Below are 23,124 nucleotides of genomic sequence, written 5' to 3' on the forward strand. Positions count from 1 at the left end.
GCGCATGACCGTGGGTGAGGGGCGTCACAGGCGGAGCTCGCCGACGGGGCCGAGGTGCGCCAGTTTCTCCGGGTTGACGAGCGAGCGGATCGCCGCGACGCGGCCGTCGACGATGTCCACGCCGAGGACGGCGAGCAGCCGGTCCGAGGCGTCGTGGACGAGCGCGCCGGGCTGGCCGTTCACCGACGTGAACGTGGTGCGCTTGTCGAGGCCGGCCGAGAGCGTGAAGCCCGCGGCGAGGGTCTGGAGAACCCGTTCGCGACCGAACACCGCGCGCTGTGGTGAGGGCGCCTTGCCGCCGCCGTCGGCGTAGAGCGCGACGTCCTCGGCGAGCAGGGCCTCCAGCGACGCGAGATCGCCGGTGTCCATGGCGGCGAAGAAGCGGGCGCCGAGTTCGTCGCGTTGCGCGGGGGTCGCGTAGAAGCGGGGTCGGCCTTCCCTGACGTGGCGGCGGGCGCGGGCGACGAGGTGGCGGGCGTTGTCGACGTCGGTGCCGACGAAGGTGGCGACCTCGTCGTAGGGGTAGTTGAAGACCTCGCGGAGGAGGAAGGCGGCGCGCTGGGTCGGCGAGAGGCTTTCGAGGAGGACGAGGAACGCCCACGACAGGGTGTCGGCGGTTTCGGCGCGGTCCGCCGGGCCGGGCGCGGTGACGACCGGCTCGGGGAGCCATTCGCCGACGTAGCTTTCGCGACGGGAGCGGGCCGAACGCAGCTCGTCGATGGCGAGGCGGGTGACGACGGTGGCGAGGAACGCGGGCGGGGACTCGACGGTGGCGCCCGCCTGGTGGAGGCGCAGGAAGGCCTCCTGGACGACGTCCTCGGCCCCGGCCGCGCTGCCGAGCATGCGGTAGGCGATCGCGAAGGCGCGGGGGCGGAGGGCGGGGTAGTCGGGAGACACGGGGTGAGGCTAACCCCGCACCAGCCCCCTGACCATCCCCACCAGCGCGTCCACGTCCGCCGCGTCCATCGGTTCGCCCGTGATGCCCATGCGCTGGAGCAGTGTCCCCACCGTCGCGTCCATGAGCAGCCGGACCTTCGTCTCGGGCGCGTCGAGTCGTGCGGCGAGTGTCTCCAGGAACGGCGCTTGCAGTCGCGTCGCGAGGATCTCGCGGAGGTCGGCGTCGTTGATGGCGTCGGCGAACAGCCCGGCGAGGGCGGCGCCCAGGCCGGGGTCGGCGATCTTCGCCGCGACCCAGCGGATGCCCTGGGCGAGCAGTTCGTCGAGGTCGTCGCCGTCGAGGGGCATGGGGCCGAAGGAGTCGACGACGGCGGCGGTGATGAGTTCGCCCCTCGACGCCCAGCGGCGGTAGATCGTCGTCTTCGCGACGCCCGCGGTGGCGGCGATGCGGTCGACGGTGGCGCGGGTGTAGCCGAACTCGGCGATCGCCGACAGGGTCGCGGCGAACACGGCGTCGTCGATGCTCTCCCGGGGGCGGCCCGGCTGCCTGGGGTTCTGCGTCATCCGGCCATCCTATCCAATTGTGCTACCGTCAGTATCGAAACCTCTAGTAGCGAAATTGAGGATCCGACATGACCGCACCCCTGAAAGTCCGGCTGTTCTCCGCCCTGCGCAAGGAACCGGACTACTCGAACCTGACCGGTGACCGGCTCACCGAGTTCGCCGAGCGCGGCAACCGCGCGGCCTCCTCCGGCGCGGCGTGGATCGTCACCGGACGCCCCGACCGCGACGCCGCCATCGCCTGGCAGGACATCGCGCTGCCCGGCCGCGTGATCCCCGTCCGCGTCCACCGGCCCGCCGGGACGTCCGTGACGCCGTTGCCGCTCGTCGTCCACGTCCACGGCGGCGGGTTCATCGGCACCGCGACGCAGTGCGACTGGGCCACCAGCCACCTCGCCGCACGCCTCCCAGCCGTCGTCGTCTCGGTCGACCACCGCCTGCTCACCGAGCACGTCCCGCTCTCGGCGGCCGTCGACGACGGGTGGGACGCCCTCGGCCACATCCTCGGCAACGCGGCCGAATGGGGCATCGACCCCGAACGCGTCGCCGTCTTCGGCGAGAGCTGCGGCGGCATGATCGCCGCCCTGTCGGCGATCCGCGCACGCGACACCGGTGTGCACCTGCGCGCGCAGGTGCTGGTCAACCCGCCGACCGACCTCACCCCCGCCGGTTTCGCCCTCCCGTCCATGCGCGCGTTCGCCGACACCCCGACGCTCACCATCGAACGGCTGGAGATGTTCCTGCGCCTCGCCGTCCCCGCGGGCACCGACCCGCGCGCGCTCTCCCCGCTCCACGCCGCCGACCTGAGCGGCCTGCCGCCCGCGCTCGTCGTCGTGCCGGCGCTCGACCCGCTCGCCGACCACGGCCGCGTCTACGTCGAAGCCCTCAAGGCGGCGGGAACTCCCGCCGAACTGTCGGAGCACGCGAAGGCCGGTCACGCGTTCCTGAGCATGCCGGGTCTCGTCTCGGCCGCGAAGGACGCGCGTGCCCGGATCCTCGCCTTCCTCGCCGAGCGGCTCGCGCGATGAGACTCCTCCTCAAGCCCTACCTGGGCGGCTTCGGTGCCGTCGTCGTCTTCGAGCTCGTCGGCTCGATCGCCGGTCTGGCGCCGCTTCTCGCGGTCGTCGAGCTCGGCCGCACGCTGCTGACACCCGAGACCGTCGACAGTGGACACGTCCGTTTCGTCGTCATCGCCGGCGCCGCCGGGCTGTTCGTCAAGCTCCTGCTCACCGCCGCCGCGTCCGGCGTCGGCCACCTTCTCGACACCCGCGTCCAGCTGTCCTTCCGCCGTCGCCTGGCCGAACAGCTCGGCCGCGTCCCCATCGGCTGGTTCTCCCACCGCGGGACCGGGGAGCTCGCCAAGGTCGTCGGCGACGACGTCAGCGCCGTCCACCCCTTCATCGCCCACACTCCGGCGATGCTCGCCTCGGCCTTCGCGGTGCCGCTGGTCTCGGCGGTCTACCTGTTCACCATCGACTGGCGGCTGACCCTCATCACGTTGATCCCGGTGGCGCTGGCGATCGCGCACGTGCCGCTGATGATGACGCCCAGCAAGGTCCGCGTACAGGACGAGTTCGACAAGGGCATGGGCTCCATCGCCGGTTCCGTCGTCGAGTTCGTGCAGGGCATCGCGGTGGTGAAGGCCTTCGGCGACACCGGCCGCGCCCACCGGCGGTTCCGTACCGCCACCGACGACTTCGTGACCTCCTTCTACCGCTGGGTCCGCGGCATGGCCCCGATCGCGGCCGGGATGCAGCTGGCGCTGTCGCCGCCGTTCGTGCTGCTCGTCGTCCTCATCGGCGGGGCGGCGCTGATCACCGGCGGTGGCATGGCCGCCGTCGACCTGCTGCCCTTCTTGCTGCTGGGCCTGGGTTTGACCGCACCGGTCGCCGCGCTCGGGCACGGCTTCGACGACATGCAGGCCGCCGGCCGGGCCGTCGGCCGCATCCGCGAGGTGCTCGCCGTCGAACCCCTGCCCGAACCCGCGAAACCCCTGGCGCCCAAGGGACACCGCGTCGAGTTCCGGGACGTCCGCTTCGCCTACGACGAGGGCCACGACGTCCTGCGCGGCATCGACCTCGTCTGCGAACCCGGCACGGTCACCGCGATCGTCGGCGCCTCCGGGAGCGGGAAGTCCACCTTGGTCCAGCTCCTGCCGCGCTTCTTCGACCCCGCCGAAGGATCGGTGTCCCTGGGGGGTGTCGACCTGCGCGACCTCGGCAGCCGCGAGCTGTACCGCCACGTGTCCTTCGTCTTCCAGGACGTGCGGCTCCTGCGGGCCTCGGTCGCCGACAACATCGCCCTCGCCGTCCCGCACGCCGACCGCGACCGCGTCATCGCCGCCGCGAAGCTCGCCGAGGTCCACGACCGCGTCCTGGACCTCCCCCGCGGCTACGACTCCGTCATCGGCGAGGACGCCGGACTCTCCGGCGGCGAGGCCCAGCGCGTCGCCATCGCCCGCGCCCTGCTCGCCGACGCGCCCGTCCTCGTCCTCGACGAGGCGACCGCTTTCGCCGATCCCCAGACCGAGCAGGCCGTCCGGCACGCCCTGGCGGGTCTCGGCGGCGACCGCACGACCATCGTCATCGCCCACCGGCTGGAGACGATCGCCGACGCCGACCAGGTCGTCGTCCTCGACGACGGCGTGATCGCCGAGCGCGGCTCCCCGGCGGAACTGCTCGCCGCCGACGGGAGGTTCGCCGAGTTCTGGCGCACCCACCACGCGGTGATCCGCGAGGAACTGCGCGACCTGGAAGACGAGTTGCAGGGAGACCACCGATGATCCGCACGCTGCTCCGCGTCCTGGGACCGAAGTACGCCCCGCCGGTCCGCCGCACGATCGTGTTGATGACGGTCGCCGCCGTCCTGGAAGGCCTTTCCTACGCACTGCTGGTTCCGGTGCTGCGCGGGCTTTTCGGCGACGACCCGGGCGAGGCGCGGCCGTGGCTGTTCGCCTTCGGCGGCGCGATCGCCGTCTACGCCGTCGTGCGGTACCTCGGCGACCTGGCCGGTTTCCGTGCCGGGACGACGCTTCTGCACGGCATGTACCACCGCCTCGGCGACCACCTCGCGAAGCTTCCCGTCGGCTGGTACACCTCCCGGCGGGTCGGGGAGGTGTCGGTGCTGGCCAGTCAGGGCGTGCTGCGGTCGATGGGCGTCATCGCGCATCTGCTGGGGCCGTTCATCTCGGCGAGTGCGACGCCGTTGACGATCGTCGCGGTGATCCTGGTCTTCAACCGGCAGTTGGGTTCGGCCGCCTTGGTGGCCGTCCCGGTCGTGCTGCTGGTGCAGGCGTGGGCGGGGAGGTCGATGGCGTCGACCGACACCGAACGCGCCGAACGCGACCACGAGTCCTCCGCCCGCGTCATCGAGTTCGTGAAGGCGCAGCCGGTCCTGCGGGCCGGCGGCCGTACCGCCGAACGCTTCACGCTGCTCGACGACTCCCTGCGCGACGTCGAGCGCACGGCCCGCAGGTCGGTGTTCTCGGCGCTGCCCGGGGCGGTCGGCCTGTCGGTGACGGTGCAGGCGGTGTTCACCGGGATCCTCGTACTGGGCGCCTATCTGGCGCTCGGCGGGAGCATCGGCGCCGCCGAGGTGCTGACGATCCTGGTGCTGGCCGCCCGTTGTGCCGATCCCCTGTTGTCGCTGGCGGAGTTCGGTGGCCAGATCCGTGGCGCGAAGGCCGAACTGCTCAGGCTTCAGGCGGTTCTGGAGACCGAGCCGCTGCCCGAACCGGCGCGGCCGATCTCGCCCGCACGCAACGACATCTCCTTCGAGGACGTGCGTTTCGCGCACGGCGACCGGCAGGTCATGGACGGGGTCTCGGTCGCGGTGCCGGAGGGGCGGCGGCTCGCGGTCGTCGGTCCTTCGGGTTCGGGGAAGAGCACGCTGTTGCAGTTGCTGGCGCGGTTCTACGACGTCGACGGGGGAGCGGTCCGCGTCGGCGGCGTCGACGTGCGCGACATCGGCGCGGAGGCGCTGATGGAGCGCTTCGCCATCGTGTTTCAGGACGTGTACCTGTTCGACGGGACCATCGAGGAGAACATCCGGCTCGGACGGCCCGGCGCGAGTGAGGCCGACCTGCGCGAGGCGGCGAGCGCGGCCGGGTTGGACGAGGTCATCGCCAGGCTGCCCGGCGGCTGGGACGCGAACGTCGGTGAGGGCGGGGCGCTGCTGTCGGGCGGTGAGCGCCAGCGGGTGTCGATCGCGCGGGCGTTGCTGAAGGACGCGCCGATCGTGTTGCTGGACGAGGTGACCTCGGCTCTGGATCCGGTCAACGAGGCCGTGGTGCACGAGGGGATCGAGCGGTTGATGGCCGGGCGGACGGTGGTGATGGTCGCGCACCGGATGCGGACCGTGCAGCGCGCGGATCGGGTCGTTTTCCTTGACCGGCAAGGGATCCGGGAGGAGGGGACGCACGAGGAGCTGCTGCGGCTGGGCGGCCGGTACGCCGAGTTCTGGGCGGTGTCGGCGCCCGTGGGGTAGTGGGTGTGGCGTCCCGGTTCACATCCGGGCTCGTTCACATCCGGGCTCGTTCAGATCCGGGCTTCGAGGTGGGCGAGCCAGTTGGTCTTGCGGCGGGTGAGTTCGGGGCCGGTGAGGTCGGCGCGGCCGAAGTCGACGTAGCCCTTGGACCAGGTGTGGACGTCGCCGATGGTGCGGGACGCGGTCCAGAGGTCCCAGACGTGCATGTCGGGGATCTCCGTGTCCGTTGCCGACTGGTATTCGGCCAGGAACGCGTCGGCGACCTCGGGGGTCTCGTAGAGCAGGATCATGTCGTCGCGGGTCCAGGCCAGGTCGTATTGGCGTGGGGCCAGGGCTGCGGCGGCCCAGTCGACGACGCCCGAGAGTTGCTCGCCGGTCCAGACGGTGTTTCCCGACCAGTAGTCGACGTGCGACGTGACGAGCGGGAGCGCCTGCATCCGGTCCCACTGGGTGAGGACGTGCGGGTGCTCCGGAGGCTTGCTGATGGTGAAGCGGTTGTCCCAGCCGGCGGGCGTGGGGATCGCGTGGATCCGCGCCAACCCCCGCGCCAGCTGACATGCCCAGTCGAAGGGGTCGGCGGGGGTGATGTTGCCCGTGCCGGGGAGTTTGGAGATGAGGACGGCGGGTTCGCCGAAGAACTCGCCGAGGGGGTCGGAGGCGAGGAGGGTGGGTGCGAAGCCGTCGAGGCCGTTGAGGGGTGTGAGGGTGCGGGTTTCGCGGGCGGCGGCGTCATCGCCGGGCTCGAAGCGCCTCAGGACCAGTTCGAGCGTGGGATGAGACGTGGTGATGAGGTGCGTGGCGGCGTGCATTCCCCCGCCGAGTTCGCGCACGCCGGTGACGAGCGCGTCCGGGCCCGCGGTGGCGGCGGCCCAGCGCAGGGCGGCCGGGGAGGGGGATGTGGTCAGCATGCCCTGATCATGCAAGGCCCGGGCGAGACGCGCGAGCGAGTTAGCTGGGGAGGGTGGTGAGGAAGGAGACCCAGTTGGAGGGGGTGACGGTGAGGACCGGGCCGGAGAGGTCCTTCGAGTCACGGACGAGGATGGAGGGGGTGGACGACGCGACTTCGACGCACGCGCTGGATCCGTTGCTGCGGGAGGACTTGCGCCACGAGGCGACTTCGACGCAGGTGCCGTTGTTCGTGCTACGGCTGCTCTTGACCCACCGCACGCTGCTCAGGTCTTGCGGGGTCACGGCAGACTCCTTAGCTCAGAGCCTCTAGGAAGCCCTTGATCGTCTTGACGGAAGCGGCTGGTGACTGGGCAACCTGCCGGAGATTCTCGGCCACCATTTTATAGGTTTCGATGCTGTCAGCGTCTTGCACGTAAACCGCTCCATCGAACATCTCGCTGAACGCGATCGACTGAGCTCGGCTGAAGTCAAGCACGCTGAACTCGCCGATGGCCAGTGCCGGATGGGCCCCATCCTCGGGCCGAAGGATCTGGATCGTCACGTTGTTTCGCCGCCCTAGCTCAAGCACGTGCTCGAACTGGGCTCGACGTTGCTCCACCGTTCCCACGGCCAGGCGAAGGGCTGGCTCGCCGATGACAACGTGATAGGTCAACGGCTCTTCGGCAGTGAGTCGCGAGGCCCTTGCCTGCCGGAAGCTGACAAACCGCTCCGTCTGGTCTGGCCGCACGAAGCCGGTGTCGACAGTGATGGCGCGGGCGTAGTCCGTTGTCTGGAGCAGGCCCGGAACTAGCAGCGGCTGGAAGGTAAAGGCTGCGTCAGCGAGGCCTTCGAGACCAGCGAAGGTCTTCCACCAGTCCGGGACCACATTCGACCATGCGGCCCACCAGGTTTTCGCGTCCTGCTGAGCGGCGAGTCCCACGATCCGATCGATATCTCGCCGATCGGCGCGGCACACCTCCAGCACCAGCGCGATGTCGTCCGGGAACTGCTGGAAGCGCCCGGTCTCCATGTTGCCGACCTTCGGCTTGCTGATGCCGGTGGCCTTGGCGATATCGGCGAGGCTAAGTGCTGCCTGTTTCCGAATGCGCGCAATCTCGGTGCCAATGAGCCATCGGATCGCTGACGGGTCAGAGCGGGGAGCCAAGGGCTTTCACCTCCGGACGGAGTCTATCGGCGGCGTGTTCACGCCTCAGGAACGCGACACGCTTGAAAGCCTAGCTTAGACGTCTTGCCAAACGGCAATCGTGTGTGCTTTGCTGGTCACGTTCCGTCATTTCCGGAGTGGGGGCTCCTATGACCAGCACGAACACGCCGCTGTCCGTCCTCGTTGGATGGTTCGGCCGTCGCCACCATGATCAGCTCGTCGATCTCCTCGCCGAGTACCGCACGTCCTGCCCGACCCGCGAATCCGGCTGCGTCGAAGACCTTGCCTGGGCGGTCCACGTGGCGAAGCGCCACGTCTCCTCATCGCTCGAAGAGGTCCAGTGGGCTTTCCGGCTCCTCGATCGCGTCGGCGTTCCCTCGCGAACGATCGACACGATCCGCTGCCCGGAGTACCGCTGTGGCCTCTGATCCCTGGGCGACTCTCGCGTCCCATCAGCGCGGCCCCGACGGCTTCTGCCGCACCTGCCGCGACCACTGGCCCTGCGCGGCCAACGCCCAAGCGCTCGCGGCGCTCACCGAAGCCCAGGCCAAAAAATGAGCAGCCACCCCGCGAAGCCTCGAAAACTCCGGAGTGGCTGCAATGACACAGAAAGCGTCTTTCAATGTCAGCTGAGAACGTAACACTCGTCGTCGGCGCCACCCTGCTCGCGACACTCCCGATCACCGCCCTCGTCGCGACGCTCGTCTCGGCCGCGCACAACCACGACGTCTCCGTCTTCAAGTACTGCACGTGCTTCCTGTGTCTCCTGGCCTACAAGCTGGACCGTCACCACGGGCGCCACCGTCTCGAAGACCACTACCTGCGACAACGCCGGATCCGCGCCGACTTCCACCTCCTCACCCCGGACAGCTGAGCCACCCCTTGAGCCAACCTGGCGCCACTTCTGACAAGAAGTGGCGCCACATGACTTGACGATGCGCCATCAGTGATGTCATGATGGCGTCATGGACATCGCAACGCACGTACAACGCCTCGGACAGGAGTTCGCGGCCGTCGCCGAAACCTCCGGTCCCGAGGCCCGTGCGCTGTTCGAGCAGTTCGCCGGCGCCCTCGAACCGGCCATCCGTCTCACCCTGATCGAAGCCCTCGCCGACGCCGCCGACGAGATCAGCCGCGACCTCGCCCCCGGCTCGGTCCAGCTCCGCCTCCGAGGCCGGGAACCGAGCTTCGTCGTCACCCCCACCCCGGCGTCACCCGTGACGTCACCCACCGCCGAAGCGCCCGCTCACGGCGATCCGCACGGCGAAACCCACGAAACCCACGAGGGCCCCGCGGCCCGCATCAACTTCCGGCCCCCCGAGCAGCTCAAGTCCGCCATCGAGGACGCCGCCGCCCGTGAAGGCCGCTCGGTCAACGCCTGGCTCGTCCGCGTCACCTCGGCGGCACTCCGCCGTCGCGAGCGGGACGAACCACCACCGTTCCCGTTCCCGTTCCAGGGGCCACCACCCGGCACGCGCCACCCCAACCGCTTCAACGGCTGGGCCCGCTGACCCGAAACCCCGGCAAGACCCAAGACCTCTCAGCAAGACCCAAGACCTTTCAGTAAGACCCAAGACCTCTCACCACAGGAGCTTCGCCATGCCTTCTTTCGCCACCCCCACCGCCATCGCCATCACCGTCGAGATGGGTGCGGGCAACATCAACATCACCACCTCCGACCGCAGCGACACCATCGTCGAGGTCACCCCCACCAACGCCGCCAAGGAATCCGACCGCAAGGCCGCCGAACAGACCACGGTCGACTTCGTCAACGGCGAGCTGCGGGTCATCTCCCCGAAGATCAAGCCTTTCGACGGCTCCCGCAAGTCCCGCTCGGTCGAAGTCACCATCCAGGCTCCGACCGGCTCCCACCTGGCCGGCAAGGCGCAGGCCGGCAACCTCTACGGCACCGGCTCCCTCGGTGACGTCCGCGTCAAGACCTCCGCCGGTGACGTCCAGCTCGACCGCTGCGGCGCCCTCGACATCCACACGTCGGCGGGCCAGGTCAAGGTCGGCACCGTCGTCGGCAACGCCGAGGTGCAGACCGGTTCGGGCCGCATCCGGATCGGCCAGGTCGGCGGCACGGCCTCCGTCAAGAGCTCCAACGGCGACGTGGAACTCGGCGCGGTCGGCGGCGGCGCGCGGGTCCGCTCCGCCAACGGCAGCATCACCGTCGAGCAGCCCGGCGCGGGCGTCGAGGCGAAGACCTCCAACGGCTCCATCGAGGTCGGCCCGGCCACCAACGGCCTTTTCGACCTGAGCACGTCCATGGGCTCCATCGACCTCCAGGTCGCCCGGGGCGTGGCCGCCAAGCTCGACCTGAGCACCAAACTCGGCCGCGTCCACAACGGCCTCGACGAGATCGCCGGCCCGCCCGCCGACGCCACCGAGACCATCGAGGTCCACGCGCACACCTCCATGGGCGGCATCAACGTCCGCCGGGCCGGATAGCCCTCACCCCCGGAAACCCCCAACGCGGGACCTGGTCACCCGTCCGAGTGACCAAGGTCCCGCGTTGCGTGGGCAACACATGATCCAATTCGGCCCGTCACTCCACATATCCGTCCAATCCGGGTCATACTCATCGAGCAGCGTCCACTTGCTGGCGCGTGATCAAGGCTGGAAGGCATTCGTGCCGCGGGGGCTTGTCCTCGATCACGCCAAGTCCACAAGTGGGCGCTGCCTTGCCGTGCCCGGGGTGTCGCCTCCCCCACTCCGCAACCGGCACAAACTTCTACAAGCCATAGACGAAACATCGACGACCCTCAAGATCCCGATTTGTGCACGCCTTCACAAGCGCCTACGCTGGGTCGGCGGTGGCCCTGACGCGCGGATCGGGCCTCGGATTCGAGCTCACCCCGGAGACCCATGAACCAGGACAGGCAAACTCCCCCCGGCGGTGAATCCACCCAGCTCCCCACCCTCCCCGAAGCCACCGTCGCCCGCCTCCCCGAATACCTCCGCGCCCTGCACTCCCTCGCCGACATCGGCCGCGACACCGTCTCCAGCGAGGACCTCGCCGCCGCCGCCGGCATCAACGCCGCCAAGCTCCGCAAGGACCTCTCCCAACTCGGCTCCTACGGGACCCGCGGCGTCGGCTACGACGTGGAACTGCTCACGTCGCAGATCTCGACCGTCCTCGGCCTCGCCGAGCACCGCGCGGTCGCCCTCGTCGGCATCGGAAACCTCGGCCACGCGCTCGCCGGGTACGCCGGCTTCGGTCCCCGCGGCTTCCGGATAGCGGCCCTCTTCGACGTCGACGACTCCCGCCTCGGCGAGACCATCAACGGGCTGCTGGTCCGGCACGTCGACGACATCGCCGAAGTCGTGGCGACCGAGGGAATCTCCATCGCGATGCTCACCACACCACCCCACGCCGCGCAGCCTGTGGCTGATCTACTCGTTAATGCGGGTGTGACGAGCATTCTCAACTTCGCGCCGTGCGTCCTGTCGGTCCCCGACGGCGTCGACGTCCGCAAGGTGGATCTCGCCATCGAACTCCAGATCCTCTCCTTCCACGAACACCGCAAGGCCAGCGCGCGCACAGGCTCCTCTCAGTACGCACCGGTTAAACCGGTCCCGGCGAAGAAGACCGCCAAGAAAACCGCGACCGCCAAGATCGACAAGTCCGCCAAGACGCAGTCCCCACCGAAGAACGTGGTCCCTCCGCCCCCCGGCGTGACCTTCTCAGACAGTGTGGTGAACGAATGAACCTCCTCGCCGTCGGCGCCTCGCACCGGACCGCTCCGGTGTCCCTCCTGGAACGGCTCGCCGTCACCCCCGACGAGCTGCCCGGCCTGCTGACCGCGCTCCTGGCCAGACCCCACGTCGGGGAGGCCGTGATCCTGTCGACCTGCAACCGCGTCGAGATCTACGCCGCCGTCTCCGGCTTCCACGCGGGCCTGTCCGACATCGCGACCGTCCTCGCCGGGCACGCCGGCGCCGAGGTCAACGAACTCGCGCAGCACATGTACGTCCGGCACGGCGTCGACGCCGTCGACCACGCCTTCACCGTCGCCTCCGGCATGGACTCGATGGTCCTCGGCGAGACCCAGATCATCGGGCAGCTGCGCACCGCCTACGAGAACGCGCGCGCCCACGAGGCCGCCGGCCGCGCCCTGCACGACCTGATGCAGCAGGCCCTGCGCGTCGGGAAGCGCACCCACAACGAGACCGGCATCGACGAACGCGGCCGCAGCGTCGTGTCGGCCGCGCTGGACATCGGTGCGAAACGGGCCGGGATCGACGTCGCCGGAGCCTCCGCGCTCGTCGTCGGCGCCGGTGCCATGGGCGCCCTCACCCTCGCCACGCTCCGCCGCAACGGCGCCGGGCCGCTGTACGTCGCCAACCGCGGACTCGCCCGCGCCGAACGGCTCGCCGAGGCCTACGAGGCCACCGCGGTCCCCTTCGACGAACTCCACACCGCGCTCGCGAGCGTCGACATCGTCGTGTCCGCGACCGCGTCGACCGGGCAGGTCCTCAGCGCCGCCGACTTCAGCGAACGTGGCGACTCCGCGACCCTCGTTCTCGACCTGGCCGTCCCGCGCGACGTCGACGCCAACGTCGCCGAACTCCCCGGCGTCACCGTCCTCGACATGGCCGGGCTCGCAGAAGCCCTCCACACCCACGACGGCGGCGCCTCCGCGAGCGCCGAGGCCGCCGCCCGCGCCATCATCGACGCCGAGGTCGCCGCCTTCACCGGCCGACTGCGCTCGGCCGAGGTCGCGCCGACCGTCGCCGCCCTGCGCGGCCGCGCCGACCAGGTCATGGAGGCCGAGCTCGAAAGGCTCGCCAACAAGTGCCCCCACATGACCGACGAGCAGCGCGCCGAGGTCCGCAACACCGTCCACCGGGTCGTGCGCCGGCTACTCCACCAGCCCTCGGTGCGGGTGCGGCAGCTCGCCGCCGAACCGGGCGGGGAGCAGTACGCCGCGGCCCTGCGAGAACTCTTCGCCCTCGACGTCGCCGGACTGTCCGCGGTCTCCGAGCACACGACCGCCGAAGCGTTGCAGGTCACAGCCGATGCCGACTTCGACTCCGCCGATTTGCCAGCGGGCGGCCCCGTGCGGCATGGTGTCGGTCTGAGATGACTAATTGCAGGCCAAACGGGGGCATACGGTGAACCACGTCTCACTCACCGCACTGTGCCCTCCGGTGAACACCGCGCACGCACCGAGCACACGAAGGAGGAGCGCGTGACCGCCATCAAGATCGGCACCCGCGCCAGCGCCCTCGCGCTCGCCCAGACCGGCATGATCGCCGACCGCGTCCGCGCGCTGACCGGACGCGAGGTCGAACTCGTCGAGATCTCCACCCCCGGCGACCGCAGCAGCGCGCCGGTGCGCGAGCTCGGCGTCGGCGTCTTCACCTCCGCGCTCCGGGACGCCCTCGCCGCCAAAGAGATCGACGTGGCCGTCCACTCCTACAAGGACCTGCCCACAACGCCCTATGCGCCGCTCGGTCGCCCGGAGTCTGACAGCTCCGTACGACAACTCGCGGGTCGTACCGCTCTTCCCTCGCCGGCGGATCACCACCCGGTCTTGACAATCGCCGCCGTCCCCCTCCGCGAGGACCCCCGCGACGCCCTCGTCGCCCGTGACGGCATGACCCTCCTCGACCTGCCCGAAGGCGCCCGGATCGGCACCGGCGCGCTCCGACGGGTCTCCCAGATCAACGCACTCGGCCGAGGCTTCGAGTGCGTCCCCATACGCGGCAACGTGGACACCCGGATCAACCGGGTCCTCGGTGAGTCGGCCGACCTGGACGCCGTCGTCCTGGCCCGCGCCGGAATCTCCCGCCTCGGCCGGCTGGCCGTGGTCACCGAGACCCTCGACCCGATGTTCGTACTGCCCGCGCCCGCACAGGGCGCACTGGCCGTCGAGTGCCGTACGGCCGACACCACCCTGACCGCCGAGCTCGCCGAGCTCGACGACCGCGAGACCCGTGCGGCGGTGAGTGCGGAACGGGCCATGCTCGCCACGCTCGAAGCCGGATGCAGCGCCCCCGTCGCAGCGCTCTGCGACATCGCCGATGCCGGTGACGGGGAGTACGAGTTGTACCTGCGCGGTGCCGTGATCCAGCTGGACGGTCGGCACGCCGTCCGCTTGTCCGACACCGGAACGCTTACCGCCTCCGACGACGCAGACGAGGTGGGCGCGGCCGTCGGCCGCAGACTCGCCGCGACGCTGCTAGCGGAAGGCGCCGAATCACTGTTGGAGAGTGTGAGATGACCCGTGCCCGCAAGCTCGTCGGCCGCATCTGCTTCGTAGGTGCAGGCCCCGGCGACCCCGGCCTGCTGACGAAACGCGCGCTCGACGCGCTTTCGGCGGCGAGTCAGGTCTACTACGACCGGTCGCTGCCCGAGCCGCTGCTGAGCGCCGTCCGTGAACAACTCGCCGAAGGTGTCATCTGCCGCCCGGCCGAGGGCTCGCCTTCCGACGTGGCCAAGCAGCTCATCGCGCACGCCAAGGACGGCGACCGTCCCGTGCGCCTCATCGGCGGCGACATCTACCCGCACGCCGCCGTGGTGACCGAGGTCCGCGCGGTGTCCGAGGCGAAGGTGCCCTTCGACTCGGTGCCGGGCGTCAGCCACGCCGCCGCCGTCGCCGCCTACGCCGGGATGCCCCCGGCCGACTACCGGGCGCTCGTCGAGGTCGACGACGTCAACACGCTCGAACCGGCCGTGCTGGCCGCCGCCGTCGGGCGCGGGACCCTGGTCCTGAGCGTCGACTCCGGCGACCTCGGCGCCGTCCGCGACGTGCTGCTCTCGGGCGCCGTCGACGGGATGACGCCCGTCGCGGTGACCGGTGACGTGACCGGCGAGACGCAGCACACCGCCACGTCCACTGTGGACACCTTCGTGGAGGCCGCGCTCGGCTTCGCCGGGCGCGTCGTGCTCACCATCGGCACCGGCGTCGACGAGCGCGACGTCCTCGGCTGGTGGGAGAACCGCCCACTGTACGGCTGGAAGGTCCTCGTGCCGCGCACGAAGGAGCAGGCCGGCGCGATGAGCGAGCGGCTGCGCGCCTACGGCGCCATCCCGTGCGAGGTGCCGACGATCGCCGTCGAGCCGCCGCGCACCCCCGCGCAGATGGAGCGCGCGGTCAAGGGCCTCGTCGACGGGCGTTACGCGTGGATCGTGTTCACGTCGGTCAACGCCGTCCGCGCCATCCGCGAGCGTTTCGAGGAGCACGGGCTCGACTCGCGTTCCTTCGGTGGCGTGAAGATCGCCTGCATCGGCGAGGCGACCGCCGAGGCCGTCCGCGGCTTCGGTATCGAGCCGGAGCTGGTGCCGTCGGGTCCGCAGTCCAGCGAAGGACTCCTTGAGGAGTTCCCGCCGCACGACCCGATCCTCGACCTCGTCGGCCGCGTCCTGCTGCCGCGGGCCGACATCGCCACCGAGATCCTCGCCGCCGGTCTCGTCGACCGCGGCTGGGAGATCGACGACGTCACCGCCTACCGGACCGTGCGGGCGGCGCCGCCGCCGGCCGACATCCGCGACGCGATCAAGTCCGGCGGCTTCGACGCCGTGCTGTTCACGTCGTCGTCGACGGTCCGGAACCTCGTCGGCATCGCCGGGAAGCCGCACGCGCGGACCGTCGTCGCCGTCATCGGGCCCGCCACGGCCGAGACCGCGCGTGAGTTCGGTCTCCGTGTCGACGCCCAGCCCGAGCACTCGACCGTGCCGGATCTGGTCGAGGCGCTGGCCGAGTACGCCTCGGAGCTCAAGCGGCGCCTCGCCGAGGCGCCGGTGAAGACCCGCCGGGGCGCGAAGGTCCAGGGGCCGACCGCGCTACGGTTCCGTTAGACCCTGGGGCGCGCCTTTCGCCGGGCGCGCCCTTTTCTTGGAGGTACGGGCATGTCCTTCCCCGCCAGCCGCCCCCGCCGACTCCGCCGCACGCCCGCGATGCGCAGGGCGGTCGCCGAGACGCGGGTGCACCCCGCCGAGCTGATCCAGCCGCTGTTCATCCGCGAGGGGCTCACCGAGCCGCGGCCGGTCGAGTCGATGCCGGGAGTCATGCAGCACACGCGCGACTCGCTGCGCAAGGCCGTGGTGTCGGCCGTGCACGCGGGCGTCGGCGGCATCATGATCTACGGCGTGCCCGCCACGCGCGACGAGAGCGGGTCCGGCGCGCTCGACCCCGGCGGCATCCTGAACGTCGCGCTGCGGGACGTCGTTTCCGAGGTCGGCGACTCGACCGTGATCATCTCCGACCTGTGCCTCGACGAGTTCACGTCGCACGGGCACTGTGGAGTACTCGGGCCCGACGGTGCCGTCGACAACGACGCGACGCTGGAGCTGTACGGGCAGATGGCGCTCGCCCAGGTCGACGCGGGCGCGCACGTCCTCGGCGCCAGCGGGATGATGGACGGGCAGGTCGGGCACGTCCGGTCGGTGCTGGACGCCGCCGGTGACGTGGACACCGCGATCCTGGCCTACGCCGCGAAGTACGCGTCGGCGTGCTTCGGACCCTTCCGCGACGCCGTCGAGAGTGCGCTGGAAGGCGACCGCCGAACGTACCAGCAGGACCCGGCCAACGCCGTCGAGGCGCTGCGCGAGGTCCGCATGGACATCGACGAGGGCGCCGACATCGTGATGGTCAAGCCCGCCGGACCGTACCTGGACATCGTGGCCGCGGTGGCCGCCGAGTCGGAGGTACCCGTTGCGGCGTACCAGGTCTCGGGGGAGTACGCCATGGTCGAGGCGGCCGCCGCCCGTGGGTGGATCGACCGCGAGCGCATGATCCTGGAGACGGTGACGTCGATCCGCCGAGCCGGCGCGACGATGGTCGCGACGTACTGGGCGGAGGAGCTCGCGGGGGTTTTGCGGGCGGGGTACTGAAGTCCGACTTGCGCGGTGACCTGCGGGAAGCGCGTGAGCCGCTCGTGTGGAAGGACTGTCGGTGTACGACGTCCGGCGGCCGCTGACGCCCAGCGGGATGAACCTGCTGGGGATGGTCAAGCACGTGGCGCACTCGGGCGCGGGGTATCTCGGCGAGGTAGGGGTCGGTTCGGCCTGGACATGTGCTCCGTCCAGGCATCGACGGCTTCCTGAAGGTCGAGGGCGGCCACGGTTTCCCTCGGCATCCCGGCGATGTGGATCAAGCGTTCCGCGAGCCAGTCGGGCACGGGCTCGCGAGTCGGCGCCACCTCCGGCGCCTTGACACCGCCGCCGAGCTTGCCGAGCTGTTCGATCACGTCGGCCAGCCTGGCGAAAGCCGGGGTGGTGGAGTCGGCCTGCCGGATGCGCATGGCCGCTTCGGCGTAGACCTCGGCGTCGGCGCGTTCGCCGATGGCCCAGATCTCGCAGACCTCGATGTGCCCGTCCTCGGCGATGCGGTAGACGAACCGCCAGGAGTTCCTGCCGACGATCAGCTTGCGAAAGCCGGTGAGTTCGCTGCCGAGCGGGTAACCGGCCTTCGGATCCTTGTCGAGCAGGAGCAGTCTGCGCAGAACCCTGGGAACCGCGTCGGGGCCAATGCGCCGAAGGTCGTCGACGGCCGCGTCGGTGAAGACGATTTCGGTCACGTTCAGTCGTCCTCGGGCAGGTCGAGGAGCGATTCGCGGGAGTGACCGAAGGCGGCGAGCACCTCGTCGAGCGTGGTGCGTTCGCCCGAGTCGGTCGCCATCCGCGAGGGGGCAAGCCGGGCCTCACGCCGTCGCCAGTACCCCGTCGACGGCTCGTGCGAGTACCCCTCACTCCTGTCGCCTCGTTGACATCCCCGGCGTCGCCGCCTCGTTAGGCTTGTCTCTCGTGCCCGCTCCACGCCCTGGAGTCCGGATGCCCGCACTCCCCGCCCCATCCCGCCGTGCCCGTCTCCTCGGCTGGTGGAAGGCCGCCGGGGTGCCGACGCAGGCCACGATCCTGGTCAGTCTGGCGACCACCCTCGTCGCGGGGATCGTCGTCCCGATCCTGCTCAGCCCGAGCGCCGACGCGGCGCCCCGGCTGGAGTACGCGGTGATCCTTCCGCCGCTGCACAACCAGTGCACGTCGTCGTGGATCGTCCCCGGGCCGGTCGCCGAGGGCACCAGGTTCCCGCCGCGGACGGTCCCGTCGCCGGGCGTCCTCGGCGCGGGAAGCGCCGTCGAGGTCATCGTCCAGGAGGTCACCGACCGGACCGCGGTGCTGCACTCGATCGGCGCCCGCGTCGTCGGCCGTGAGGCGCCACAACGGGGCCTGCGGCTGTTCGACTCCGGCTGCGGGGCCGTCCTGCAGCCCATCGACCTGAAAGTCGACCTCGACGAGTCGGCGGCGTCGGCGGTCGTCAACGACACCGAACTGGCGACCCCGCCGTTTCCGTGGACCGTCACGCAGAGCGACCCGGTCGCCTATTCGGTCAGGCTCGACGTCACGAGCGGCACGGTGCTCTTCGTCCTCGAACTCGACTGGTCGTGGGGCGACTCGCGGGAACTCACCGTCATCGACGACGGCGGCGAGCCCTTCGCGGTCAGCTCCACCGAGAACACGACCCTGATGTGCGAGCGGGGCGGAGGGTGGGTGACCTCGGAGGAATGCGCCGACTGAGAATCCAGGCCACGGCCGCGCTGCTGCTCGTGTCCCTGACGGCGGGTTGCACAAACGGACCGGCGACGCTCGAACCGCCCCCACCGATCGAGGCGCCCGCGTGGGAAGCGCTCGGTACCGCCGGACTGCCCGAAGCGTCCTTCGCCGACATCGCCGGGGGCGATCCGGGCTTCGTCCTGCTCGTGAAGCCCTATGGGAGCAACTACGCGACGGCGATTCTGACCTCAAAGGACGGTCGAGAGTGGACGGCGACCCCGCCGCCGGGCTGGCGTGACGGGAACGTCGCCGTCGCCGACGACGGTCGCCGGATCTACCTCACCGGTCCCGGCGCGGACGACCGCGAGCAGCTGATCTGGGAGTACACCGGCGACGGCGAGTGGTCCGAGCCGGTCGCGCTGCCCGTCGAGCCCGTTGCCGCCTACGTTCTGGAGGGCTTCTACTGGGCGCTCGAAGTGGTCGACGGCGAGGTCTACGCGGCCCGGGTCGACGAAACGGCGGGCACGTCCACGCTGTGGTCCTCAGTGGACGGTTACACCGCGATCGAGACCCCGCTCAGACCCCGGGCCGAGCGCTCCTCGTCCTTCAGCCACCTGCCGCTGAACGCGGCCGTGACACCGTGGGGGACGGCGCTGCTGCACCGGTCGGTGCGCGGCCGTTTGCAGATGTCCATCGCGCCGGGCGATCTGAGCGGACTGCCCGAACAGATCCCCGACACGACCATCATCACCGGACTCGCCGTCAACGGCGGGAACGTCGCCGTGCACGGCGACGTCTACAGCTGGCTGCAACCCGGCGATCCGAACTACGTCGAAGACGATCTCGGCGGCTTCAACGAGAGATCGGTGCGGGAGGCGTGGTGCGCCGACGGCGCCCTCACCCCCGCGACGGTGGACGTCGGCCGGCTGCCGGACATCGGGGTCGGCGGCTACTTCGTCAACGAGGCCGTCGCCTTCCGGTACGGCTTCCTGCTGCTCGGCGGCTCGAACCCCGACAACTACTCCCAGGGCATCAGCGGGCTGTGGACCTCCCCGGACGGCTGTGCCTGGACCAAGGACGACGTCGCCGCCAACCGTTTCGACGAGGCGAGGGAACTGCTGGGAGCCGCGGTCGGCAACGGAGTGACCCTCCTTGTCGGGGAGAACACCCAGGGCTACGGGCTGCTTCTGTGGCGGGGGTGACCTCGGATGCCGCCGTTCGGCCCACCCGCCCCCACCTCCCGTTTTAGGCTCCCCCCATGCCGACCGTCCACGTCGAGTCCGAGTTCGCGCCCCTGCGCACCGTGGTCCTCGCGCGCTGCGAGGTCGCGGTCCCCGGAGGTGCCGCCGACTCGCCGGAGCTCCGCTTCCTCCGCGACGGCGCCGCCGAGAGCAACTCGCTCGGCCGCGACATGCGCGACGCCGACCCCGAGCGGCACGCCGCGTGGGAACGCGAGCGCGAGACCTTCGGTGCGGTCCTCGAAGCCCACGGCGTCGAGGTGCTGCGTCCGCGCCCGCTGACCAAGGCCGAGAAGGCCGCCGGGGGCGACGACGGGTACGCCAACTTCTTCAGCCGCGACCCCTTCTTCACCGTCGGGGACCACGTCGTCGAAGGCTCCTTGCGACTACGCCACCGCCGCCGCGAGATCCTCCCGATCCGCGACATCCTCGACGAACGCGTCCACCCCGCCCCCTGCACGTACGTCGCGGTCCCGCAGCCCGCGGTCGACGACGACGCCGGTCCCTACCTCGAAGGCGGTGACGTGCTCGTCCTCGGCCGGCGCGTATACGTCGGCTCCTCCGGCCTGGCGTCGAACGAGCGGGGGGTCCGCTGGCTCGCCAAACTCCTCGAACCACACGGGTTCACCGTCGAATACGTCCGACTCCACGAGCGGATCCTCCACCTCGACTGCGCCCTCGGCCTCATCCGCGACGGGCTTCTCGTGCACAGCCCCGACGCGCTCCCCGACGGGCTCCCGGAAAGCCTGCGCGACTGGGAATCCGTGCCGATCACCTTCGACCAGGCCACCTCCCTCGCCACCAACGGCCTCCCCATCACACCCGACGTCTACGTCACCGACCCCGCGTTCTCCTTCGTCGGCGACCGGCTCGCGAAGGCGGGCGTGCGCGTCGAGTACGTCGACTTCTCCATCACCCGCTCGCTCGGCGGATCCTTCCGGTGCAGCACCCAGGCACTGCTGCGGGCCTAAAACCCCTCGCCAAGCACCGCCGCCACCCCGCACCATCCCTGCATGAACCCGCTGACCCGCCACTTCCCGCTCTACGGCCTCCGCCTCACCACCCCGCGACTCACCCTCCGGCTGCCCGATCCGGCCGAACTCGCGGCACTCGCCGATGTCGCGGCCGACGGGGTGCACGACGCGGCGATCATGCCCTTCAACGTCCCGTGGTCGGAGGCGCCGCCCGCGGAACGGGCCTTCGGTGTCGTCCGGCATCACTTCGAGATGCTCGGGCGGATCGGCGCCGAACGGTGGGCGATCCCCTTCGCGGTGTTCCACGGCGACGGGGTCGTCGGAATGCAGGACATCGGCTCGCGGGAGTTCGCGATCACCCGGCAGGTCGGGTCGGGATCGTGGCTGGGGCAGCGCTTCCACGGCAAGGGCATCGGCACGGAGATGCGCGCGGCGATCCTGCACCTGGCGTTCGACGGCTTCGGCGCGGAGGTCGCGGTGTCGGCCGCGCACGTCGACAATCCGGCGTCGCTGGCGGTGTCGCGCAAGCTCGGTTACCGCGAGAACGGGACCGAGCGGGTGACGCCGGGCGGGAAGCCCAATGTGTTGCAGCGCCTGCTGATCGACCGCGAGGCCTGGGCGGAGAACCGCGCCGTCGACGTGACCGTCGAAGGTCTCGACGACTGCCGCGACCTGCTCGGTCTGCCCGCATAGCGCGGGGCCCGCCGGTGGGGTTGCACCGACGGGCCCCTTGGGGGAGTGCCAGGTGAGGTCTAGTCGCCGGCGGCGGCGTTGCCCTTGCGTCGGGCGAGGAGGTAGATCCCGCGCCCCACCAGGATCGTGGCTATCCCGACACCGATCAGTGTCAGCACACCACCGGTGCCCGTCAGCGGCAGCGAGTTCGACTTCGGCGCGATGTTCTCCCGCTTCTGTTCCGGCACGACGGCCGGGGCCGTCTCGCCGTTCGTGCCCTCGCCGGAGCCGGTGGAGTCCGCGCTCTCACTGAAGATCACCATCTCCGGGACGGCGACGGCGGCACTGAGCATCCCGATTCCGGCGTCCAGCACGGGAATCCGCGACTGGCGGCCAGGCACCTTCGCGAAGATCTGCACACGCGCCGAGGAGGCCTCGGCGACGACCGCGCGCGGGTAGATCCGGCTCTCGACATGGCCGAGACTGATCCGGACCGTGAGAACCTCGTCGAGGTCGGCCGCCTCGGCCGTCAGGCCCTGCGTCACGGGCAGCCCTTCGAGACCGAGACCGGGCACGCCGAGACCGTCGAGGCCGAGGTCGGGCAGGCCCGTGCCCGCCAGGTCGGGCGTCGGGAGGCTCGGGTCGAGCGCGATCGGCAGCTTCGGCGGGACGATGCCCTCCAGCTTCGGCTGCGCGCCGAGACCGGGCAGGCCCAGCCCCGACAGCAGCGGGGAAAGCAGGCCGGACAGGGGATTGCCCGACAGCGGGCCGCCACCCTCCATGATGGACCGCGACGGAAGGCCGTACTCGACGCTCTTGTCGGGAGAGTCGAGCCGCACCTTCTTGCCGCCCGGCTTGATGATCTCCAGGATCGGCGAAGCGTAGGCCACCGAGGCGTTCTTCCTGCTCCCGTCGGTGGTGACCTTCAGGGAAGGCGCGTCGATGACCCGGATCCGGCTGCTCGCGGGCGTTCCCGCCATCAGCAGCAACTCTTCGAGCCCGGCCGTGGCACGCGCGGCGATGCCGTCGGTGCCGGCCTTCGTGCGGACCAGGTCCGCGCCGGTCTCGGTGAACCCGGTCTTCGGGATCGCCAGGAGACTCGGCGACGAGGCCGGCGAACCGCCGAGCTGAAGACCGCCCGGAAGTACGGCGGCGTCACTGATCGCGCTGTAGGTGCTGGTGATCGGCCCTTTGCCCTCACCGCAGCCGAGGTGGCGGGGCCACTGGGCGTGCGCGCTGAGCTCGCCCGCGCCGGTCCGCACCAGCGCGAGGTCGCGGTCGGAGACGACACCGGTCGCGGGCTTGTTGTGGTGGGGCGGAGCGGTCTGCGTGACCTCTTTCCCCGGCACGACGGGCAATCCGAGCTCGTCCAGGGGCACGTCGCCCTGGTACAGGTCGGCCGAGGCGCGGGCCTTCGTCGCGCTCAAGCTCGCCACGGCACTGCCGCTGGTGGAGAGCCGGTTGTCGCTCAACGGGGGCAGGTCGATGCCGAGCGAACGAACGTCCAAGGTAGACACTCGCATGAGTTCGGCACCACTGGCCGCCAGCACGCTCGGGGTCACGCACGCCGCCTGCGCCGACGACGCGGGCAGCGAGAGGCCCGCCACCGAGAGCGTGAGCGCCGCGCCGCTCGCGGCGAGACGCCGCGCGTAGCGCGCCAGGGGTCGCTGCTGGACAAATGAATTGCTCATCCGGTCCTTCCGTTACGCCGGTTGGGGAGTGGACGAGGGCCCTCACCAGACG

23 protein-coding genes and 1 pseudogene are annotated in these 23,124 nt (G+C 70.6%); 17 read left to right on the forward strand and 7 right to left on the reverse strand.

What is annotated here, in order from left to right:
* Positions 1–24: 24 nt before the first annotated feature.
* Both sigJ and HNR73_RS27040 read right to left on the reverse strand, forming a co-directional pair.
* Positions 25–897 carry an RNA polymerase sigma factor SigJ gene (gene sigJ, locus HNR73_RS27035; RefSeq protein ID WP_203686392.1) on the reverse strand — a complete coding sequence of 291 codons (873 nt, stop codon included), beginning with the start codon at positions 895–897 and terminating at the stop codon, positions 25–27.
* 9 nt (positions 898–906) lie between these two features.
* Positions 907–1,461 (reverse strand): TetR/AcrR family transcriptional regulator, encoded by a 555-nt coding sequence (locus tag HNR73_RS27040; RefSeq protein WP_184790458.1) that lies wholly within the window; start codon positions 1,459–1,461, stop codon positions 907–909.
* Positions 1,462–1,529: 68 nt separating this feature from the next.
* Between HNR73_RS27040 and HNR73_RS27045 the strand changes: the two genes are divergently transcribed.
* The 3 genes from HNR73_RS27045 to HNR73_RS27055 are packed head-to-tail and all read left to right on the forward strand — an operon-like array spanning position 1,530 to position 5,943.
* Positions 1,530–2,486, forward strand: a complete 957-nt coding sequence (locus HNR73_RS27045) for an alpha/beta hydrolase (RefSeq protein ID WP_184790459.1) — start codon at positions 1,530–1,532, stop codon at positions 2,484–2,486.
* Positions 2,483–4,240, forward strand: coding sequence for an ABC transporter ATP-binding protein (locus HNR73_RS27050; RefSeq protein ID WP_184790460.1), 1,758 nt, complete (start codon positions 2,483–2,485; stop codon positions 4,238–4,240). Before HNR73_RS27045 ends, HNR73_RS27050 begins: the two co-directional genes overlap by 4 nt.
* Positions 4,237–5,943 (forward strand): ABC transporter ATP-binding protein, encoded by a 1,707-nt coding sequence (locus HNR73_RS27055; RefSeq protein ID WP_184790461.1) that lies wholly within the window; start codon positions 4,237–4,239, stop codon positions 5,941–5,943. Before HNR73_RS27050 ends, HNR73_RS27055 begins: the two co-directional genes overlap by 4 nt.
* Positions 5,944–5,993: 50 nt before the next feature.
* Here HNR73_RS27055 and HNR73_RS27060 read toward each other — a convergent pair whose 3' ends face one another.
* Genes HNR73_RS27060 through HNR73_RS27070 form a run of 3 tightly spaced genes read right to left on the reverse strand, consistent with a single transcriptional unit; the run spans position 5,994 to position 7,996 of the window.
* A complete protein-coding gene (locus HNR73_RS27060) occupies positions 5,994–6,851 on the reverse strand; it encodes a phosphotransferase family protein (protein WP_184790462.1) in 858 nt (285 codons plus the stop codon).
* A gap of 40 nt (positions 6,852–6,891) precedes the next feature.
* Positions 6,892–7,134 carry a DUF397 domain-containing protein gene (locus HNR73_RS27065; protein WP_184790463.1) on the reverse strand — a complete coding sequence of 81 codons (243 nt, stop codon included), beginning with the start codon at positions 7,132–7,134 and terminating at the stop codon, positions 6,892–6,894.
* 10 nt (positions 7,135–7,144) lie between these two features.
* Positions 7,145–7,996 carry a helix-turn-helix domain-containing protein gene (locus tag HNR73_RS27070; RefSeq protein WP_184790464.1) on the reverse strand — a complete coding sequence of 284 codons (852 nt, stop codon included), beginning with the start codon at positions 7,994–7,996 and terminating at the stop codon, positions 7,145–7,147.
* A gap of 149 nt (positions 7,997–8,145) precedes the next feature.
* On the opposite strand from HNR73_RS27070, the gene HNR73_RS27075 reads away from it, so the two are divergent.
* The 10 genes and pseudogenes from HNR73_RS27075 to hemB all read left to right on the forward strand — a co-directional run bounded on the left by HNR73_RS27075 (position 8,146) and on the right by hemB (position 16,838).
* The gene (locus tag HNR73_RS27075) at positions 8,146–8,424 is read left to right on the forward strand and encodes a hypothetical protein (protein ID WP_184790465.1); all 279 of its coding nucleotides are present in this window, start codon (positions 8,146–8,148) and stop codon (positions 8,422–8,424) included.
* Positions 8,414–8,554, forward strand: coding sequence for a hypothetical protein (locus HNR73_RS27080; RefSeq protein WP_184790466.1), 141 nt, complete (start codon positions 8,414–8,416; stop codon positions 8,552–8,554). The genes HNR73_RS27075 and HNR73_RS27080 overlap by 11 nt, the downstream gene beginning before the upstream one ends.
* Positions 8,555–8,618: 64 nt before the next feature.
* Complete coding sequence (locus HNR73_RS27085; protein ID WP_184790467.1) at positions 8,619–8,870, forward strand: hypothetical protein; 252 nt, start codon at positions 8,619–8,621, stop codon at positions 8,868–8,870.
* Positions 8,871–8,961: 91 nt separating this feature from the next.
* Positions 8,962–9,507: a hypothetical protein gene (locus tag HNR73_RS27090; RefSeq protein WP_184790468.1), complete on the forward strand. Its 546-nt coding sequence runs from the start codon at positions 8,962–8,964 to the stop codon at positions 9,505–9,507.
* A gap of 88 nt (positions 9,508–9,595) precedes the next feature.
* A complete protein-coding gene (locus HNR73_RS27095; protein ID WP_184790469.1) occupies positions 9,596–10,447 on the forward strand; it encodes a DUF4097 family beta strand repeat-containing protein in 852 nt (283 codons plus the stop codon).
* 417 nt (positions 10,448–10,864) lie between these two features.
* A pseudogene (locus HNR73_RS27100) lies at positions 10,865–11,593 on the forward strand (redox-sensing transcriptional repressor Rex); the annotation flags it as partial.
* A 110-nt stretch (positions 11,594–11,703) separates the two neighbouring features.
* The gene (locus HNR73_RS27105; RefSeq protein WP_184790471.1) at positions 11,704–13,086 is read left to right on the forward strand and encodes a glutamyl-tRNA reductase; all 1,383 of its coding nucleotides are present in this window, start codon (positions 11,704–11,706) and stop codon (positions 13,084–13,086) included.
* Between the two features lie 105 nt (positions 13,087–13,191).
* Positions 13,192–14,226, forward strand: coding sequence for a hydroxymethylbilane synthase (hemC, locus tag HNR73_RS27110; RefSeq protein WP_184790472.1), 1,035 nt, complete (start codon positions 13,192–13,194; stop codon positions 14,224–14,226).
* Positions 14,223–15,803, forward strand: a complete 1,581-nt coding sequence (locus HNR73_RS27115; protein ID WP_184790473.1) for a uroporphyrinogen-III synthase — start codon at positions 14,223–14,225, stop codon at positions 15,801–15,803. Before hemC ends, HNR73_RS27115 begins: the two co-directional genes overlap by 4 nt.
* A 51-nt stretch (positions 15,804–15,854) precedes the next feature.
* On the forward strand, positions 15,855–16,838 hold the full coding sequence (hemB, locus tag HNR73_RS27120; protein WP_184790474.1) for a porphobilinogen synthase: 984 nt from the start codon (positions 15,855–15,857) through the stop codon (positions 16,836–16,838).
* A 116-nt stretch (positions 16,839–16,954) separates the two neighbouring features.
* Here hemB and HNR73_RS40170 read toward each other — a convergent pair whose 3' ends face one another.
* Positions 16,955–17,524, reverse strand: coding sequence for a type II toxin-antitoxin system RelE family toxin (locus HNR73_RS40170; RefSeq protein WP_239122185.1), 570 nt, complete (start codon positions 17,522–17,524; stop codon positions 16,955–16,957).
* A 253-nt stretch (positions 17,525–17,777) separates the two neighbouring features.
* On the opposite strand from HNR73_RS40170, the gene HNR73_RS27130 reads away from it, so the two are divergent.
* Genes HNR73_RS27130 through HNR73_RS27145 form a run of 4 tightly spaced genes read left to right on the forward strand, consistent with a single transcriptional unit; the run spans position 17,778 to position 21,402 of the window.
* Positions 17,778–18,521 carry a hypothetical protein gene (locus HNR73_RS27130; RefSeq protein ID WP_184790475.1) on the forward strand — a complete coding sequence of 248 codons (744 nt, stop codon included), beginning with the start codon at positions 17,778–17,780 and terminating at the stop codon, positions 18,519–18,521.
* Positions 18,509–19,699 (forward strand): diacylglycerol kinase catalytic domain-containing protein, encoded by a 1,191-nt coding sequence (locus HNR73_RS27135; protein ID WP_184790476.1) that lies wholly within the window; start codon positions 18,509–18,511, stop codon positions 19,697–19,699. Before HNR73_RS27130 ends, HNR73_RS27135 begins: the two co-directional genes overlap by 13 nt.
* A gap of 56 nt (positions 19,700–19,755) precedes the next feature.
* A complete protein-coding gene (locus HNR73_RS27140) occupies positions 19,756–20,706 on the forward strand; it encodes a dimethylarginine dimethylaminohydrolase family protein (protein WP_184790477.1) in 951 nt (316 codons plus the stop codon).
* 42 nt (positions 20,707–20,748) lie between these two features.
* The gene (locus HNR73_RS27145; RefSeq protein ID WP_184790478.1) at positions 20,749–21,402 is read left to right on the forward strand and encodes a GNAT family N-acetyltransferase; all 654 of its coding nucleotides are present in this window, start codon (positions 20,749–20,751) and stop codon (positions 21,400–21,402) included.
* 59 nt (positions 21,403–21,461) lie between these two features.
* Here the strand turns inward: HNR73_RS27145 and HNR73_RS27150 are convergent, their stop codons facing one another.
* Positions 21,462–23,072 (reverse strand): hypothetical protein, encoded by a 1,611-nt coding sequence (locus tag HNR73_RS27150; protein ID WP_184790479.1) that lies wholly within the window; start codon positions 23,070–23,072, stop codon positions 21,462–21,464.
* Positions 23,073–23,124: the final 52 nt, after the last annotated feature.

It is taken from the genome of Phytomonospora endophytica (genome assembly GCF_014202425.1).
Lineage (GTDB): Bacteria > Actinomycetota > Actinomycetes > Mycobacteriales > Micromonosporaceae > Phytomonospora > Phytomonospora endophytica.